Source organism: Brevibacillus sp. FW306-2-1A-C05A (genome assembly GCF_058781555.1).
Genome location: NZ_JBYSWV010000074.1, coordinates 1 through 13,676, shown reverse-complemented (window position 1 = coordinate 13,676; position 13,676 = coordinate 1). Strand labels below are relative to the sequence as shown.

Annotated in this window: 13 protein-coding genes and 2 pseudogenes; 10 read left to right on the top strand and 5 right to left on the bottom strand. The window is 55.4% G+C overall.

The genetic code is table 11. From position 1 onward, the window contains the following. Positions 1-202: 202 nt before the first annotated feature. Both AC3WJN_RS24520 and AC3WJN_RS24515 read right to left on the bottom strand, forming a co-directional pair. A complete protein-coding gene (locus tag AC3WJN_RS24520) occupies positions 203-355 on the bottom strand; it encodes an ATP-binding protein (RefSeq protein WP_255344286.1) in 153 nt (50 codons plus the stop codon). 163 nt (positions 356-518) lie between these two features. Beyond that, complete coding sequence (locus AC3WJN_RS24515) at positions 519-1,049, bottom strand: ECF transporter S component (RefSeq protein WP_005828303.1); 531 nt, start codon at positions 1,047-1,049, stop codon at positions 519-521. A 192-nt stretch (positions 1,050-1,241) separates the two neighbouring features. Here AC3WJN_RS24515 and AC3WJN_RS24510 point away from each other — a divergent pair. The 6 genes and pseudogenes from AC3WJN_RS24510 to AC3WJN_RS24485 form a co-directional block, all read left to right on the top strand. After that, positions 1,242-1,414 (top strand): annotated as a pseudogene (locus tag AC3WJN_RS24510) (DUF4180 domain-containing protein); the annotation flags it as partial. 362 nt (positions 1,415-1,776) lie between these two features. Next, a complete protein-coding gene (gene tyrS / locus AC3WJN_RS24505) occupies positions 1,777-3,036 on the top strand; it encodes a tyrosine--tRNA ligase (RefSeq protein ID WP_005828299.1) in 1,260 nt (419 codons plus the stop codon). Between the two features lie 239 nt (positions 3,037-3,275). Continuing rightward, positions 3,276-3,554: a hypothetical protein gene (locus AC3WJN_RS24500; protein ID WP_238504318.1), complete on the top strand. Its 279-nt coding sequence runs from the start codon at positions 3,276-3,278 to the stop codon at positions 3,552-3,554. Continuing rightward, positions 3,503-3,850, top strand: a complete 348-nt coding sequence (locus tag AC3WJN_RS24495; protein WP_237716595.1) for a DUF4253 domain-containing protein — start codon at positions 3,503-3,505, stop codon at positions 3,848-3,850. Before AC3WJN_RS24500 ends, AC3WJN_RS24495 begins: the two co-directional genes overlap by 52 nt. Before the next feature lie 201 nt (positions 3,851-4,051). Continuing rightward, positions 4,052-4,981 carry an NAD(P)-dependent alcohol dehydrogenase gene (locus AC3WJN_RS24490; protein WP_005828291.1) on the top strand — a complete coding sequence of 310 codons (930 nt, stop codon included), beginning with the start codon at positions 4,052-4,054 and terminating at the stop codon, positions 4,979-4,981. 287 nt (positions 4,982-5,268) lie between these two features. Then, complete coding sequence (locus tag AC3WJN_RS24485; protein ID WP_007779711.1) at positions 5,269-6,234, top strand: iron-hydroxamate ABC transporter substrate-binding protein; 966 nt, start codon at positions 5,269-5,271, stop codon at positions 6,232-6,234. A gap of 231 nt (positions 6,235-6,465) precedes the next feature. Here the strand turns inward: AC3WJN_RS24485 and AC3WJN_RS24480 are convergent, their stop codons facing one another. The 3 genes from AC3WJN_RS24480 to AC3WJN_RS24470 form a co-directional block, all read right to left on the bottom strand. After that, positions 6,466-7,323, bottom strand: a complete 858-nt coding sequence (locus tag AC3WJN_RS24480; RefSeq protein WP_005828288.1) for an amidohydrolase family protein — start codon at positions 7,321-7,323, stop codon at positions 6,466-6,468. Beyond that, complete coding sequence (locus AC3WJN_RS24475; RefSeq protein WP_492329345.1) at positions 7,320-10,439, bottom strand: GNAT family N-acetyltransferase; 3,120 nt, start codon at positions 10,437-10,439, stop codon at positions 7,320-7,322. The genes AC3WJN_RS24480 and AC3WJN_RS24475 overlap by 4 nt, the downstream gene beginning before the upstream one ends. A 256-nt stretch (positions 10,440-10,695) precedes the next feature. Then, positions 10,696-10,998 (bottom strand): AraC family ligand binding domain-containing protein, encoded by a 303-nt coding sequence (locus AC3WJN_RS24470; RefSeq protein ID WP_165329007.1) that lies wholly within the window; start codon positions 10,996-10,998, stop codon positions 10,696-10,698. A gap of 72 nt (positions 10,999-11,070) precedes the next feature. Between AC3WJN_RS24470 and AC3WJN_RS24465 the strand changes: the two genes are divergently transcribed. The 4 genes and pseudogenes from AC3WJN_RS24465 to AC3WJN_RS24450 form a co-directional block, all read left to right on the top strand. After that, a complete protein-coding gene (locus tag AC3WJN_RS24465) occupies positions 11,071-11,919 on the top strand; it encodes an SDR family NAD(P)-dependent oxidoreductase (RefSeq protein WP_309479911.1) in 849 nt (282 codons plus the stop codon). A gap of 2 nt (positions 11,920-11,921) precedes the next feature. Beyond that, positions 11,922-12,215 (top strand): AMP-binding protein, encoded by a 294-nt coding sequence (locus AC3WJN_RS24460; protein WP_241764819.1) that lies wholly within the window; start codon positions 11,922-11,924, stop codon positions 12,213-12,215. After that, complete coding sequence (locus AC3WJN_RS24455; RefSeq protein ID WP_448793212.1) at positions 12,191-13,468, top strand: AMP-binding protein; 1,278 nt, start codon at positions 12,191-12,193, stop codon at positions 13,466-13,468. The genes AC3WJN_RS24460 and AC3WJN_RS24455 overlap by 25 nt, the downstream gene beginning before the upstream one ends. 127 nt (positions 13,469-13,595) lie before the next feature. Then, positions 13,596-13,676 (top strand): annotated as a pseudogene (locus tag AC3WJN_RS24450) (RNA-guided endonuclease TnpB family protein); the annotation flags it as partial.

The window sequence follows — 13,676 nt, the reverse complement described above, 5'->3', positions numbered from 1 at the left end:
TTGGTTGTGAAGTTGAAAATGTCATTCAGAATAATTTGACAATAGATGGATTCATTTTTTATGCAACGCTAATGATAGTGGGAGGAGTTTAAAGATTAAAAGGAAGCTCCGACATTAGTTGAATAGTTGTGTCAACCCCGACTATATTTTTGCCCTACTCTCGCCAGTTTGGAATTGCCCCACCTGGCGATTCTGCTGTTGGTTAGGTGGTAGAGGGAGGGGTGTAGGCCCCAGTCCTCATCTTTACACGAAGTCGGAAACTATTCCCCCTAATGTTGACGATGTAGGAATGGTGCAAATGTCGATCCCAAATAGCTGTAATCTGCATTTTTGACTTGCAAAATACACGCCTCAGTGATCCTTGTATAGCACACTTTTCTATATAAAGTGATAAAGTGCAAGCGAAAAAAATCGCCCAGGAATCAGCATCTCCTGAGCGATTTTGATCGTTACAGCCTGCCGAAGTGCGTCATACGTAGCACTTCTGCGCAAACTGTGCAAAAAAGCATGGTTCTCCCTTATCCTTGCCCGACAATTTTTTTCAGGCGTCCTACCAGCGGCAGCACGATGATTCCAGCAACGACGACCTGGAGGAAGTTCCCCGGAATCGAGCCAAACGGCAGAATCCAGTTGCTGTACAGAATCACTTCCGCGAAGTAGTAGCCCACGATTTTAATCAGCAGGGCGCAAGCGATAGCGAGAGAATAGGCAAGGACGCGTTTGCCCGGCATTCTTTCCGCGATGAGACCAGCGACATAGCCCATGGCCCCGACAATGACGAAGGTAAACGGTGCCCATACCGTCCAGCCGGAAATCAGATCGAACAGGCCCATCCCGAAGGCACCTGCAATCGCTCCTGCTTTTCTGCCGTACACGAAAGCGGCAATGAACAGAGGCACGTTACCAAGGTGAATCAGGCCACCGTTGCCTATGAACGGGAGACGGATGTTGATGAACATGGTGGCTGCAAGGGTAAAAGCGATAAAAAGAGCATGAATGATGAGCATTTTTGTTTTGGATGCAGATCTGGATGCATAGGTTGAATCCATAAAACAGCCTCTTTCTTTTTTTCTATTATCATACCCGTAAATAAAGATGAAATAAATATGCTTCCGGCGATTTATTGGGGAAGAGTTGCAAGTGGGAATGGAAATTACTTGGTCGTTCTGCGAATATTGCGAGAGAGCGATTTTTTGTTTGCCGCAAGACGATCCGGGCCGTATTTTGCGATGGTAGTCGAAGGAGAAATTCTGCAAAAGTTCGTCACGTACAAGGCAAAGCTTGCTATCGCGGGCGATTTTTCCGTGTACACAAGCAAAAGCTTGAAAGATTTCATCTATGAGTCAAACAACGGCAACCACATTTTTTCCTGCCGACAGAACAGCAGGGGCTGCGAGGGCAAACTGCCAGTTGACACCGCCCTTCCAATTCACTATACTGTCTGTAATCTTATATGCGACATACGTTGAAAGAGCCCAGTAGCAGCTTGGTCCCTGTCCTAGAAAGCCGGGGGTGGATGGAACCCGGTACACACTAAGCCCGCGAATTACAACTCTGGAGTATCTCGGGTAATGCTGAGCGGAATGGCGAACGATATCTCGCCGAGAGTGGCATGAATGGCATCCGGAAGATGGGGTGACCATTGGTGCAATCTGGGTGGTAACACGGTTATACAATCGTCCCTGTGTCTACAATAGACAAGGGGCGATTTTTTGTTGTCACGCACAACGGTGATTCGGTATAGGAGATCTACGAACCTAAGGGAGTGAATTGGCTGTGAACATTATTGATGAACTCGAATGGCGCGGCGCCATTAACCAACAAACAGACGCCGAAGGGCTTCGTGAATTGACTGAGCAAAAATCGATCTCGTTGTACTGTGGCGTGGACCCGACGGGAGACAGCATGCACATCGGGCACCTGATTCCTTTTATCATGCTGAAACGTTTCCAGCTTGCGGGCCATCGTCCGGTTATTTTGATCGGGGGCGCGACAGGGACGATTGGCGATCCGAGCGGCCGCCAGTCCGAGCGCTCGCTGCAAACGCTGGAGCAGGTGCAGGCGAATGTGGATGCCCTCACCGCACAAATGAAAAAGCTGTTCATCACAGAAGGCGACAACCAGATTCGCCTGGTTAACAACTACGACTGGACGCATAAAATCAACGTGATCGAATTTTTGCGCGATTACGGGAAAAACTTCAGCATCAACGCGATGCTCGCCAAGGATGTCGTGGCAAGCAGACTGGAGAGCGGCATTTCCTTTACCGAGTTTTCCTACCAAATCCTCCAGTCGCTCGACTTCCTGCACCTGTACAGACACGAGGACGTCCAGTTGCAAATCGGCGGCTCCGACCAATGGGGCAACATTACGAGCGGTCTCGATCTGATCCGCAAAAAAGAAGGGCCTGAGGCGAAAGCGTTTGGCCTGACAATCCCGCTCATGCTGAAAGCGGACGGGACGAAGTTCGGGAAAACAGCGGGCGGTGCCGTCTGGCTCGATCCGAACAAAACGACGCCGTTCGAATTTTACCAGTTCTGGGCGAACACCGACGATCGCGACGTCGTGAAATACTTGAAATACTTTACGTTCCTCTCCAAAGAGCAAATCGACGAGCTGGCGGTAAAAGTCGAGACGGAGCCGCATAAACGCGAAGCGCAAAAAATGCTCGCAGAGGAAATGACGCGATTCGTGCACGGCGAAGAGTTGCTGGAGCAGGCCAAACGCATTACAGCCGCCCTGTTCACGGGCGATATCAAATCGCTTACCGCCGATGAGATCGAGCAAGGCTTCAAGGAAATGCCGACCTACGAGGCGACGAAGGAAGCGAAAAACATCGTGGACTGGCTCGTCGAGCTGGGCATCGAGCCATCCAAGCGCCAGGCGCGCGAGGACATTACGAAAGGCGCGATTTCCATGAACGGCGAGCGGGTGAGCGAGCTGGATCTGGAAGTAACGGCTGACCTGGCGATTGGCGGGCGTTTCATCATTATCCGTAAAGGCAAGAAAAACTACAGCCTCGTAAAGCTGTCGTAAAAAATAATCGTATGGCGAAGAAGCTTCCCTCCTAGTTGCGAGGGAAGCTTTTTTGCTGCAGCCGTGTTGCGATCAGCGCTTGGCAAAAGGATTGGCGTGGCCCAAGATTCTTGCGGATCGTTCTACTTTCTCAAGCAAAGATAGTGTCCGATAAACGTGTGTGGATTATTTTTCCAAGGAAATCAGGGTGAAACAGACAAAGCGCTTCAGGCGTGCCAAAAGAAAAAGAGGTGTCGATCGTGATTGAAGAGTTGGTCCAATATTTGGAAGGGTGTGAAACCGAAGTGGTGGCTGCGGAGGATGTAGCGCTGCCAGCGGGACAGCACAGCATTCTCGTTTTGCCCTGCTACAACTTGCTGGAAATGATGGAGGAGGCATGTGACCAAGCAGAATCGCTGCCTGCCTTCGTAGAGCAGCAGCTTGCGGACGTGCACAGTCTGAGCGCGGATACGAGGCGCCTTTGTGGGTGCCGATGGGCGGCTACAACGAATGTCCGCTGCCTGTTTACCAGTCCGTGATCTTCCGGCATTTTCAGCAGCAGTACGGCGCAAACATTCTCGCGGTGACAGGCGATACGTGGGTACTGCAGGCAAGCAGACGGCCGCAAACGGCAGAAGAAGCGCTGCAACTGGCAAAAGAGCACTTCATTTTTTGCCAGTACGTCCTGGAGGACCAGCCGACACTCGGCCATTACGCCGATTCTTTGCTGAAACAGGATGTGTGGTATTTTTGGTGGGATCAGGAACAGACGGTCCTGCTTGCGAAACTGCACGTCCCTAAGCCTCGGCCAAAACAGTCCATCGTCTGTGCCTGATTGCGCGGCTGGACGAAGGTGACGTCTGCTTCTGCCTCGGCGGGCTGATGCTTGTTTCTGTTTCCGCAGGCTACGGGAAAACAACGCTTGTCAGCGAGTGGCTCGCGGGCAGTTCCGAGCCTGCGGCCTGGCTGTCGCTCGATGAAGGAGAGTAGCTGTTTTGCGCCGACTCACGGCAAATGAAAATACAGGAGGAAGCCCATGAGAGCTATTGTCTGCCCCAAATACGGATCGCCGGATGTCCTCGTGTTGCAGGAAGTAGCGAAGCCTGTTCCAAAAGACAAGGAAGTGCTGGTCAAAATTCATGCGACGACAGTTACGTCCGGAGATTGCAGGGGGCGGGCTTTTCGCAGTCCGCTGTTGTACTGGTTGCCGATGCGCCTGTTTTTGGGCTGGACGAAGCCTCGACAACCGATTTTGGGTGTCGAGCTGGCCGGAGAAGTGGAAGCGGTCGGCGATCAGGTCAAGCGCTTCAAGCCGGGGGAGCGGGTGTACGCGCTGAGCGGGATGCGCTTTGGCGCACATGTCGAGTACGTCTGTCTGCGAGAAGACGCCGTGATCGCGCACATGCCCGGGAATGTAGCCTTCGAAGAGGCCGCCGCTGTGCCTTTTGGGGGGACGACAGCCCTGCATTTTTTTCGCAAAGGAAAGCTGCAGCGCGGGCAACGCGTCCTCGTTTACGGAGCGTCCGGGGCGGTAGGGACGGCGGCCGTGCAGCTTGCCAAATACTTCGGGGCGAACGTGACCGCGGTGTGCAGCGGCGTCAATTTTGCGCTGGTCAAGTCGCTCGGGGCCGATGAAGCGATTGATTATACAAAAGAAGATTTCGCGCGTACAGGCAAGCAGTACGATCTCATTTTCGACGCCGTCGGAAAAAGCTCGAAAGCCCGTTGCCAGCAGGCGCTCGCGCCAAACGGCAAGTTCATCACCGTAGATGGGCAAGGGGTGGCAAAAGAGCGGGCGGAAGACTTGCAATTTCTCGCGGAGCTGATGGCGTCAGGGCAGTTCCAAGCGGTGATCGACAGGCGCTATCCGTTGGCACAGGTTCCGGAAGCCCATTGGTACGTAGAACAAGGGCATAAAAAAGGCAATGTCGTCAGTACAGTGCAGCACGGTCAGGAAGGCGGATAAAACGGCTGAATGGCCGTTTTTTTGTGGGAAAATGATTCGGACGCCATGGCCGCGTGCAGGCAAGGAAAGCAATGCAATGCAATGCTTCGTCCGACAGACGGGCAGCGCTCGCGGATTGGCTGCTGCCGCAATCTGCAAACGCTGACAAAATCAAGCTTGCCGAGTTGTCAGATCGAGTCTTGCTCCATATTGACAGGGAATAGAGAACTGTTTATAGTATGTAATGGTTCGGAAATGATTATCATTATCAATTGTTGGTTTTCATCTGTTAAAAAGGAGAATGCAACATGAAAAAGTGGCTCACCTCTATCATGATGTCGCTCGTACTGCTGCTGAGCGCCTGCGGCAATGCATCGGTGCCAACGGAGAACGCTGCTGGTGGCAACGCAGCAAAGCAGGAAGCGACAACAGAAGCAAAACCGGAAGCCGAAGCGAAGCCGGAGACGATTACGTACCAGTCGGAGAACGGACCGATCGAGGTTCCTGCGAGTCCTAAGCGAATTGTCGGTTTGACCAATGCGCCGAACGTTCTTGCTTTGGGCGGAACACTGGTCGGGGTCGACGAATGGACGAAAAAGAACCCGTTGTTCGCGGATAAGGTAAAAGATGTCGAAACGGTATCCGATGAAACGATGGAAAAAATTCTCGCCCTCCAGCCTGACCTGATTATTGCCGGGTCGTGGATGAAAAACTTGGATAAATTGAAGGAGATCGCGCCAACGGTCGTCTATACGTGGGGCAAGCTGGACTATTTGGCGCAGCAGCGCGAGATCGGCAAGTTGCTGAACAAGGAACAGGAAGCGCAAGCGTGGATTGACGATTTCACGAAGCGCGCGCAAGCGGCCGGCGAAGAAATCAAGGCGAAAATCGGCAAGGACAAAACCGTGTCCGTCTTTGAGCACGACGCAAAAGACTTTTATGTCTTCGGAAACAACTGGGCTCGCGGAACCGAGATTCTGTACCAGGCAATGGGCCTCGCCATGCCGGAAAAAGTGAAGAAGGACGCCCTCGGCCCTGGCTACTACATGCTTTCTCTGGAAGTGATTCCGGAGTATGCCGGAGACTACATCGTACTCAGCCAGCGCAAAGGCGGCGAAAATGCGTTCCTGAACTCCGAGACGTGGAAAAAGATTCCTGCTGTGAAAAACAACCACGTGATCGTCATCGACACGGAGGCATCTACCTACAGTGACCCGATTACGTTGGAGTACTTGCTGAACATTTTTAAGGAAGGTTTTTTGGGCAAGCAATAACCGCTTATAAAAAATACAGACAGGCCAGGAGAGACGCGCTAAAAATACGAAAACGCTTAGGGAACCGTTCAATCCTAAGCGTTTTTCTTTTTGTTTGGCGACCTGTGCGGGATGGAAGTATGTAAACCGTTTTTCCGCCAAGTTGACAGTAAAAACCCCACGGGCTCACGGGCAAACTGCCACGTGACACAGCATGGGGCTTGTAGTTATTCCAACTATCAACCTTCCAGTTTACTCAACAATCGTCCTGATTTTCGGAAACACCTTCAACGCCGTCTTATAAAACACATCCTCATGATACTCCGCCGGGATCAGCTCCTGCACGAACTGGATGTACGACTTCACGGGCGCGAGCGGCCAGTCGGTGCCGAACAGGAACTTTTCGTAATGGTCGCAGTAGGTGATCGCGTGGCGCAGGTGGGCGAAGAACAGCGGCGACTCGGCCAGTCTGCGGCAGTTGGCGGCGTCACCGACCATCAGGCCGGAGAGGTCGGCAAACATGTTGCGGTTTTTGTACACGACTTCTGCGCCATCCAGCACCCACGGGTCGCCGAAATGCGCCATCAAGAAGTTCACGTCCCGATGCTTTACCGCTACTTCGTCGAGCGTGAGCGGGTGGGAGTATTTGAGCAGGCCGCGCTCCGAGTACGTATCGCCCGTATGAAAAACAACCGGTACCCCGTATTTGGCCGCAAGCGCGTAGACCGGATCGTAGACGCTGTCGTAAGCGTAGAATGGATAGTAGCCCAAATAGATTTTCAAGCCGACGGCCTGCGGCTTTTGCAGTTCGGCTTCCAGGCGGGCGACTGCCGCCTCGTCCAGATGGTACGGATTGATCCCGAGGCAGTAGACGAGCTGTGGCGGCAGCTCGTCTGTCAGGTCGAGGCCCATCGGTGTTGCCGCCTCCGGGTCGGGAAAGCCGTTCTTTTGCGTCTCGGTCAGGCCCATGCCGATGCCGAGCACGACGCCGTTTTCCGCGTATTCCTGCAAAATGCCCTGGACGGAGTAGTCGACGAACGACTTTTCGGCCGCTGTGCGCTTGAATTCTTCGATGTGGGACAGATGCATGTGGGCATCAATAATTTTCATCGTGAAATCCTCCCTTCGGTTTCGCTGGCAAACCGGATGGCGCGCAAGGCCGACAGCGAATCGGCTGGCAGCGGCTCGTCCGCAAACAGGAAAAAGACAGGGGCGGTAAAGGCTATGCGGTCGTGCGGCAGGTTCAGCTCGCGCGAGAGGGAGGCGAGGGCGATTTCTTTGTTGACGTAGAGGTCGATGTCTGCCGTCTCCAGGTCCGTGACGATTTGCAGCTTTTCCTTGCGCGACGGGCTGCCAAACGTATAGTCTGACGCTTCGTAGGCGAACAGTTCCCCTTGGCCCAGCTTGTAGTGCAGCTTCTCGCCATGCTTTCCTGCCGTGTTCAGCCACAGTGGGCCTGTAGCAGTTTCGGTTTGCAAAAAGATTTCTGTCGTCCAATCTTTGTTCGCAAAGTACGTCCCCGTATGCTGCACGATCTCGACAGTATGGCAGAGCAGCGGGACGCCAGGCATGAGCAGGAAATATTGATGGCAGGTGAGGCCTCGATATTTTTCCTGCTTTTTTACGTGGTAGCTCAGTTTGATCCCTTGCCAGACGTTTTGCTTGTTGTCGGTCAGTTGGGCGAAGCAAGCGGACCGCTCTTCCTTGACCAGCGAAAACGCACTCAGCTCCTCGACGTGGTTGCTGATGCCGCCTGTCCACGGATTCCACCACGACTTCGGCTGGCGCTCGGGGAAGGAGCTGGCCAGCCACTCCTGCCCTCCGGCGGTGAGCGAATAGAGCGCCGGAGCGAAGTCCGGGGCGGCTTTGATGCGGATAAAGCCGTTGTCCGCGACGTACACCTGTTGTCCCGCTTCCTCGGTCGTCTCCTGGGCAATCTCGCCTTGTCCGATGGGGAAGATCGCGCTCTGCAAGCGAGCGTCGTGGGTGGCGAAGCGTCCGTCTACGCGCACGAGGTCAGGCGAGCCTGTCGGCGCAGCGAGCGAAAAGCGCGATTCTGTCGCTTCCGCCTCTTCCGTGTAGCGGTGGGCCTGTTTTCCGGCAGGCGCGCTTTGCAGCGAGGCAGTCAGCTCGCCCTCCAAATATTGCTGTTTGTATTCTTTGACCTGTACCTGCACTTCTTTTCCTGCGACAAACGGGTTGTGATCGTTGGCGACAAGCTCCAGATGTGGCGTCAGGGACAAGTTTGCTGATGGCAAAGCTTCTTTTTGCGCAAAGGCGCGGAAGTCTTTCCAGTCCGCATACGCACCGTGCGTCATGTGGATCGGGCCGAACTTCTTTTTGTCGTGCGGCTCCAGGCTGCCAAGGCACGTCTCCAGCGTGAGCTGCCGGACCTGGAAGTCGATCCGGTATTCCTTCGGCCAGCACATGCCCCACGGAACTGCTTCCTCCCGCGAAAACAGCCAGTTTTCGCTGACGAGCTTGCCGTCCCAGTAGTCCAAATCGCTGCCGTAGGAGGAAGGCACTTCGACATAGCGGCCTTGATACGGCAAAACGGGGCGGTGCAGCGTATGGGAAAAGCCTTGGATCAGCCACAGCTCCGCCGCCATTTTTTCGGCAGAGCGGTTTTCCAGTTCCAGCAAGTGTTCGACGGATCCGTCTCCGAACAGCAGCGTCTTTTCCACCAGGACAAGTCCGGGGTAACTGCCGGAGTGATACGTGGCGTGAATCCCGATCGCTCCTTTTTCCGCGACAAACTCGACCTGCTCGGCGCGCTTTTTGGAAAACTCGCTGGAATACGGCTTGCCAAGCTTCGGATAGGCGATGTAGCTCGGTTCGCCGCCATTTGCGCCGACGATGGTCAGCTCGTTGTCGTCCTTGGTCAAAAACAGCGAGTGGCGGCCGTGGTGCACTTGCCAGGTTTGCTCCGTCTCGCCCGCGAGCATGGCGCCAAGGCCAGTGAAGGCAGCCCCGAGCTTTTTCACAAACGAGACTGTACTGCCGTCTGCAAGCTGCGCCTGTACACGAACGTCCGCTTCGTAAAAGCCGTGTTGCAGCAAATCGGCCGCAAGCGGCAGCGAGGTGCGCTCCTTGCCTGCCAGCGTCAGCGTGAATTGCTGTTCATGGAAGCGCAAAAACGGCGCTTCCGGAAGCGTGAACGAAAACTGCGCTTCTTCGGCAAAGTTGTTTTCCACATCGAGATAAAACGGTGCGGTCTGTCCAGGATAGGACAAGCCGGGGACGTGCAGGGAGAGGGAAGCGGGAAACTTGGGCAAGATTCCGACCTGGAACAAGGCGCGCCTGCCGTTAATCAGGACGTGTGTGCAGACTCGCGGATGCGTGCGCCAGACGCTTTGCTCCTCTGTAATCTCTCCGACAAAAAAGCTGGCGGACAGCGTCGTCTCGCCCGTCACTTCCAGTTCTTGGCGATAGTCAAAGCGAATGTTTTCGTCAGACTCTCCTGTCAAAGATAGCTGCAACGGCTTGCCTGATTTGTTGACGATCCGATAGTGAATCTGGTACGTGCGACCGAAGACCAGCTCCAGTTGCTCCACCTCGGCAGCGAGCAAGTAATCTTCCGTTTCGATCAGCCGCATGCCGCGCCCGCGCCGTTCAAACTCTACGCGCAGGCTTTTTTCGCCTTTCGTCCAGGAGTAGGTGAAGTAGTCGAAGCCGTTTTCTTTCCGACCGTCCGGCTCGACCACAATCTCCCGGGCAGAGTCCCGATACCAGTCGAGTTCCTCGAAGTAGTGCGCGATGGCTTCCGTCCGCAGCACAGTGGGCATCATGTTCATCAAATGCGTGCTATCGTCGCGGTCTTCCCAGAAAAAACCGAACTTTTTATACAGGGGGACAGCCTTCGTGTTGCCCGCCCATGTGTAGAGATCAAGCCGCGGCCAGCCGAGTTCGACGGTCTTGTCCAGTGCGCGGGCAAGCAGCATGCGTCCTACCTTTTTGCCATGGTATTCCGGCCGGACGTTGAGCAGGGGGATGTAGAGGGCGCCGGTATCTTCGCGGTACTCGGCGAGGCTGCAATAGCCCACGACGGTTTCGCCGTCCATCGCCAGGTAGACAGCGAGCGCATCGGAGTGAGCTTCCTCCTGTCTGATCTGTTCCGCTGTCGTGATTGAATTTCCGCCTCCCCAACTGTCCCGACTGGCGTTCCACATGTCCGCGACGGCCGCGGCCAGCTCGGGACGGTAAAGGACGATAGAGATAGATTCCATGATTGCCTGCACCTCGATCTCATTGTCAGATTTTGTATAGTAATAGAGAGACGATTGAGGGAGAGGTTCGGTTTCTTGTTTTCGCGCCTTTTTCGCAGGCGGGGAGAGTGGGCAAGGAGAAAAAGCGAGAGGGAATGTACGATGGAAAGCCGGTATCGCAGAAACACGAGACCGGCTTCGTCCAGGCGTGGCTTGGCGGCGGGTGGAACTTACACGGGTTGCGGCAAGCTCCGCCGCTGGCATGGCGCTTTTATGACTAGCGTTCAATCCGGATGACTACCATCTCTACATCTTCGTCCAGAGCGCGCACGCTATGCTTTTCCAGAGGGAGCATGTGCAAAAGCGTCTGCGGAGTCAGCTCCACCTGTTTGCCGGAAAAGTCGAACACGGCTGTGCCCTTTTGCACGATAATGAGCACGTCTGCATCCGTATCGTGTTCCGGGACGAACGCTCCGGCGCGCAACTGCAACTGCAAGACTTTTGTCCGCTCAAATCCCATCAGCGCCCCGATGTGCTTAGGTGCCGACTCCAAATGGTTGTTCAGGTCATAGGTTTGCATGTTCTTGTTTCCCGGGGCAGAGTCGAGGAAAATAAGGAGAAATCTACTACTTGCCAAAAAAGGGTCATGCCGATGCATACGTACAGTCTTTTGGAAAAACTGCTGTTTTGGCCAGCCGTCCTGGACGAAAAAAGGCTGGCACGCTCGCTTGCAGGCAAGACGATCCTCATTACAGGGGCAAGCTCCGGGATTGGCGAGCAGCTCGCATATTTGTTGGGGCGTTGCGAGGTGCAGTTGCTGCTGGTGGCGAGAAGAGAGGAAAAGCTTCGCCAGCTCAAGCGGGAAATCGAGCAGCACGGAACGGCTGCAGTCAGCGTTTTCGGGGCGGATTTGCGCGAGCCGCTTGAACTGGAGTCGTTTCTCGCCTGGGCGTGCGAGCAGGCAGACACGATAAATATCGTGGTCAGCAACGCGGGTTTGTCCATCAGGCGTTCGATCATGGACTCGCTCGACCGCCACCACGATTTTACGCGGACGATGGCGATTAATTACTTCGCCCCGGTCAGGCTGCTGCTGTCTCTTCTGCCGCAGCTTGCCCGAAGCAACGGACAAATCATCCATATCTCGACGATCAACACGTCGCTAGTTCCGCTGCCGTACTGGGCGGCGTACCAAGCTTCGAAGGCAGCTTTTGACACTTGGTTTCGCTCGGCGGCACCGGAGTGGAACGCGCGAGGAATCGCCACGACTGCGATTTATTTTCCGCTGGTAAAAACGCCGATGATCGCGCCGACTGCCGCCTACCGCAGCATGCCCGCCATGAGCGCGGAGCACGCCGCCCGGGTCATCGCCAAATCCATGTGCACGAGACGAAAAAGCTGGCGGCCGTGGTGGCTTTTGTTCGGGGAGCTGGCCTCGGTGTTGGGCAGAGGACTGTGGGAGCGCCTCACTCCGCGCTGGCTGCGAAAAAAGGGGGGATGACGGTGCGGATCGTGTTTTTGCTTGCGACGCTGTACAAAATGAAGCTGTTGACGCCAGCAGGAATCGGCAGGCTGCTCGCCGCCATCTGCCGATACGGAACCAACCTGATGACGCTGTTGCAGGTCGCGCAGCGCACGTACGGCCAAAAGATCGCCCTGGCCGACGAACGGGAAGCCGTCAGCTTTCGGCAGTTGTGGTGCGACTCCGAACGCCTCGCCTGGGCGTTCAGGGAGAAATACGGGCTTGCCCGCGGCAAAAAGGTCGGCTTTCTATGCCAAACCACATGGCGCTGGTGAAAGCGATTTTCGCCGCTTCCGGCACGGGGTGCGACATTTATTTGCTCAATCCGGAGATGAGCGCAAGGCAGCTCGCGCAACTGCTGGACGAGACGAAGCTCGACCTGCTCGTCCACGACGCCAACGGGACGGCCCGCATTGAGCAGGCGGCGCACAGGACCGTGCGGCTGCACAGCTACTACGACCAGTTGCCCGCCATCAATCGGCTGCTGCACGAGTGGCATGAAACGGCTGCCGCCACCCCAAAATCGCCAAAGCGGGCATCTGCCGGGCACATCATGCTGTTGACAGGAGGGACGACGGGGCAGCCGAAAAAAGTCGCGCACAAGCCGTCGCTGTTCCACTATTTGCCGCCGTTTTTGGCGCTGCTGACGCGGCTTCGGCTGCTGCGCTGCCATACTGCCTATGTGGCTACGCCCATCTGCCACGGATACGGGCTGGCGATCTTGCTCTTGTTCCTTGCGCTGGGCAAAAAAGTCGTGATAACGCCCGGCTTCGACGCCGCCAACGCCTGTGCGCTGATCGAAAAGCACAAGGTCGACGCCGTGACGGTCGTTCCGCTCATGCTGAGAAAAATGCTGCGGCACAACGCGAGCGCCTTGCAGTCTCTCGCTTGCATCGCTTCTGGCGGCGCGCCGCTAACGCCCGCACTTGCCGCCGAAGTGTCCGGCCAATTGGGAGCGGTCTTGTTCAACCTGTACGGCACTTCCGAAGCGGGCCTTTGTGCCGTCGCAACTCCGCAAGACCTGGCGGCTGCACCGCACACGATTGGCAAAAAAATTGGCGGTGTCGGCTTGCACGTACGGGGAAGGGACAGGCAAAAGCTCGCGGCAGGCGAGATCGGGCAGCTTTGCGTGCGAAGGCGGAGAGCGCTTTTTTCCACCCGGACCGGATGGGTCGAGACAGGGGATCTGGGCTATCGGGATGAGCACGGGTATTATTTTTTATGCGGAAGGACAGACGACATGGTCGTATCCGGCGGAGAAAATGTGTATCCGATCGAGCTGGAGCGCATTTTGGCCGAGCATCCGGGCGTAGAGGACGCGGCTGTGGTGGGCATTCCCGACGAAGCGTTTGGGCAAAGGCTGAAAGCGTTCGTGCAGCCTGCGAGCTATGCCGGGCTGACCGAGGAAGCTGTGCTGGACTGGCTGCGCCCGCGAGTCGCCAGGTATCAGTTGCCAAAAGAGATTGTGTTCGTTGACAGCATCTCCTACACCGACCTGGGCAAGCCCGACCGGAAGCAGCTTGTATAAAGACAACGACACATCCGCATGCAGAGAGAAATACGGACTTGTCCGCGGCAAAAAGGTCGGCTTTCTATGCCAAACCACATGGCGCTGGTGAAAGCGATTTTCGCCGCTTCCGGCCATTCACCCCTATCAAAAGACGGCAAGAACAAGCCGTAAAAACGAAAAGAATCTGCATACTTGGTCATTTTATCGCCTGTCTCAGTTCATTGAA

Bases quoted from the DNA above. Each gene is read 5' to 3' on its own strand.
- AC3WJN_RS24515 (WP_005828303.1), bottom strand. From the start codon at position 1,049: ATGGATTCAACCTATGCATCCAGATCTGCATCCAAAACAAAAATGCTC.
- AC3WJN_RS24490 (WP_005828291.1), top strand. From the start codon at position 4,052: ATGAGAGCTATTGTCTGCCCCAAATACGGATCGCCGGATGTCCTCGTG.
- AC3WJN_RS24485 (WP_007779711.1), top strand. From the start codon at position 5,269: ATGAAAAAGTGGCTCACCTCTATCATGATGTCGCTCGTACTGCTGCTG.
- AC3WJN_RS24480 (WP_005828288.1), bottom strand. From the start codon at position 7,323: ATGAAAATTATTGATGCCCACATGCATCTGTCCCACATCGAAGAATTC.
- AC3WJN_RS24475 (WP_492329345.1), bottom strand. From the start codon at position 10,439: ATGGAATCTATCTCTATCGTCCTTTACCGTCCCGAGCTGGCCGCGGCC.
- AC3WJN_RS24470 (WP_165329007.1), bottom strand. From the start codon at position 10,998: ATGCAAACCTATGACCTGAACAACCATTTGGAGTCGGCACCTAAGCAC.
- AC3WJN_RS24465 (WP_309479911.1), top strand. From the start codon at position 11,071: ATGCATACGTACAGTCTTTTGGAAAAACTGCTGTTTTGGCCAGCCGTC.
- AC3WJN_RS24455 (WP_448793212.1), top strand. From the start codon at position 12,191: ATGCCAAACCACATGGCGCTGGTGAAAGCGATTTTCGCCGCTTCCGGC.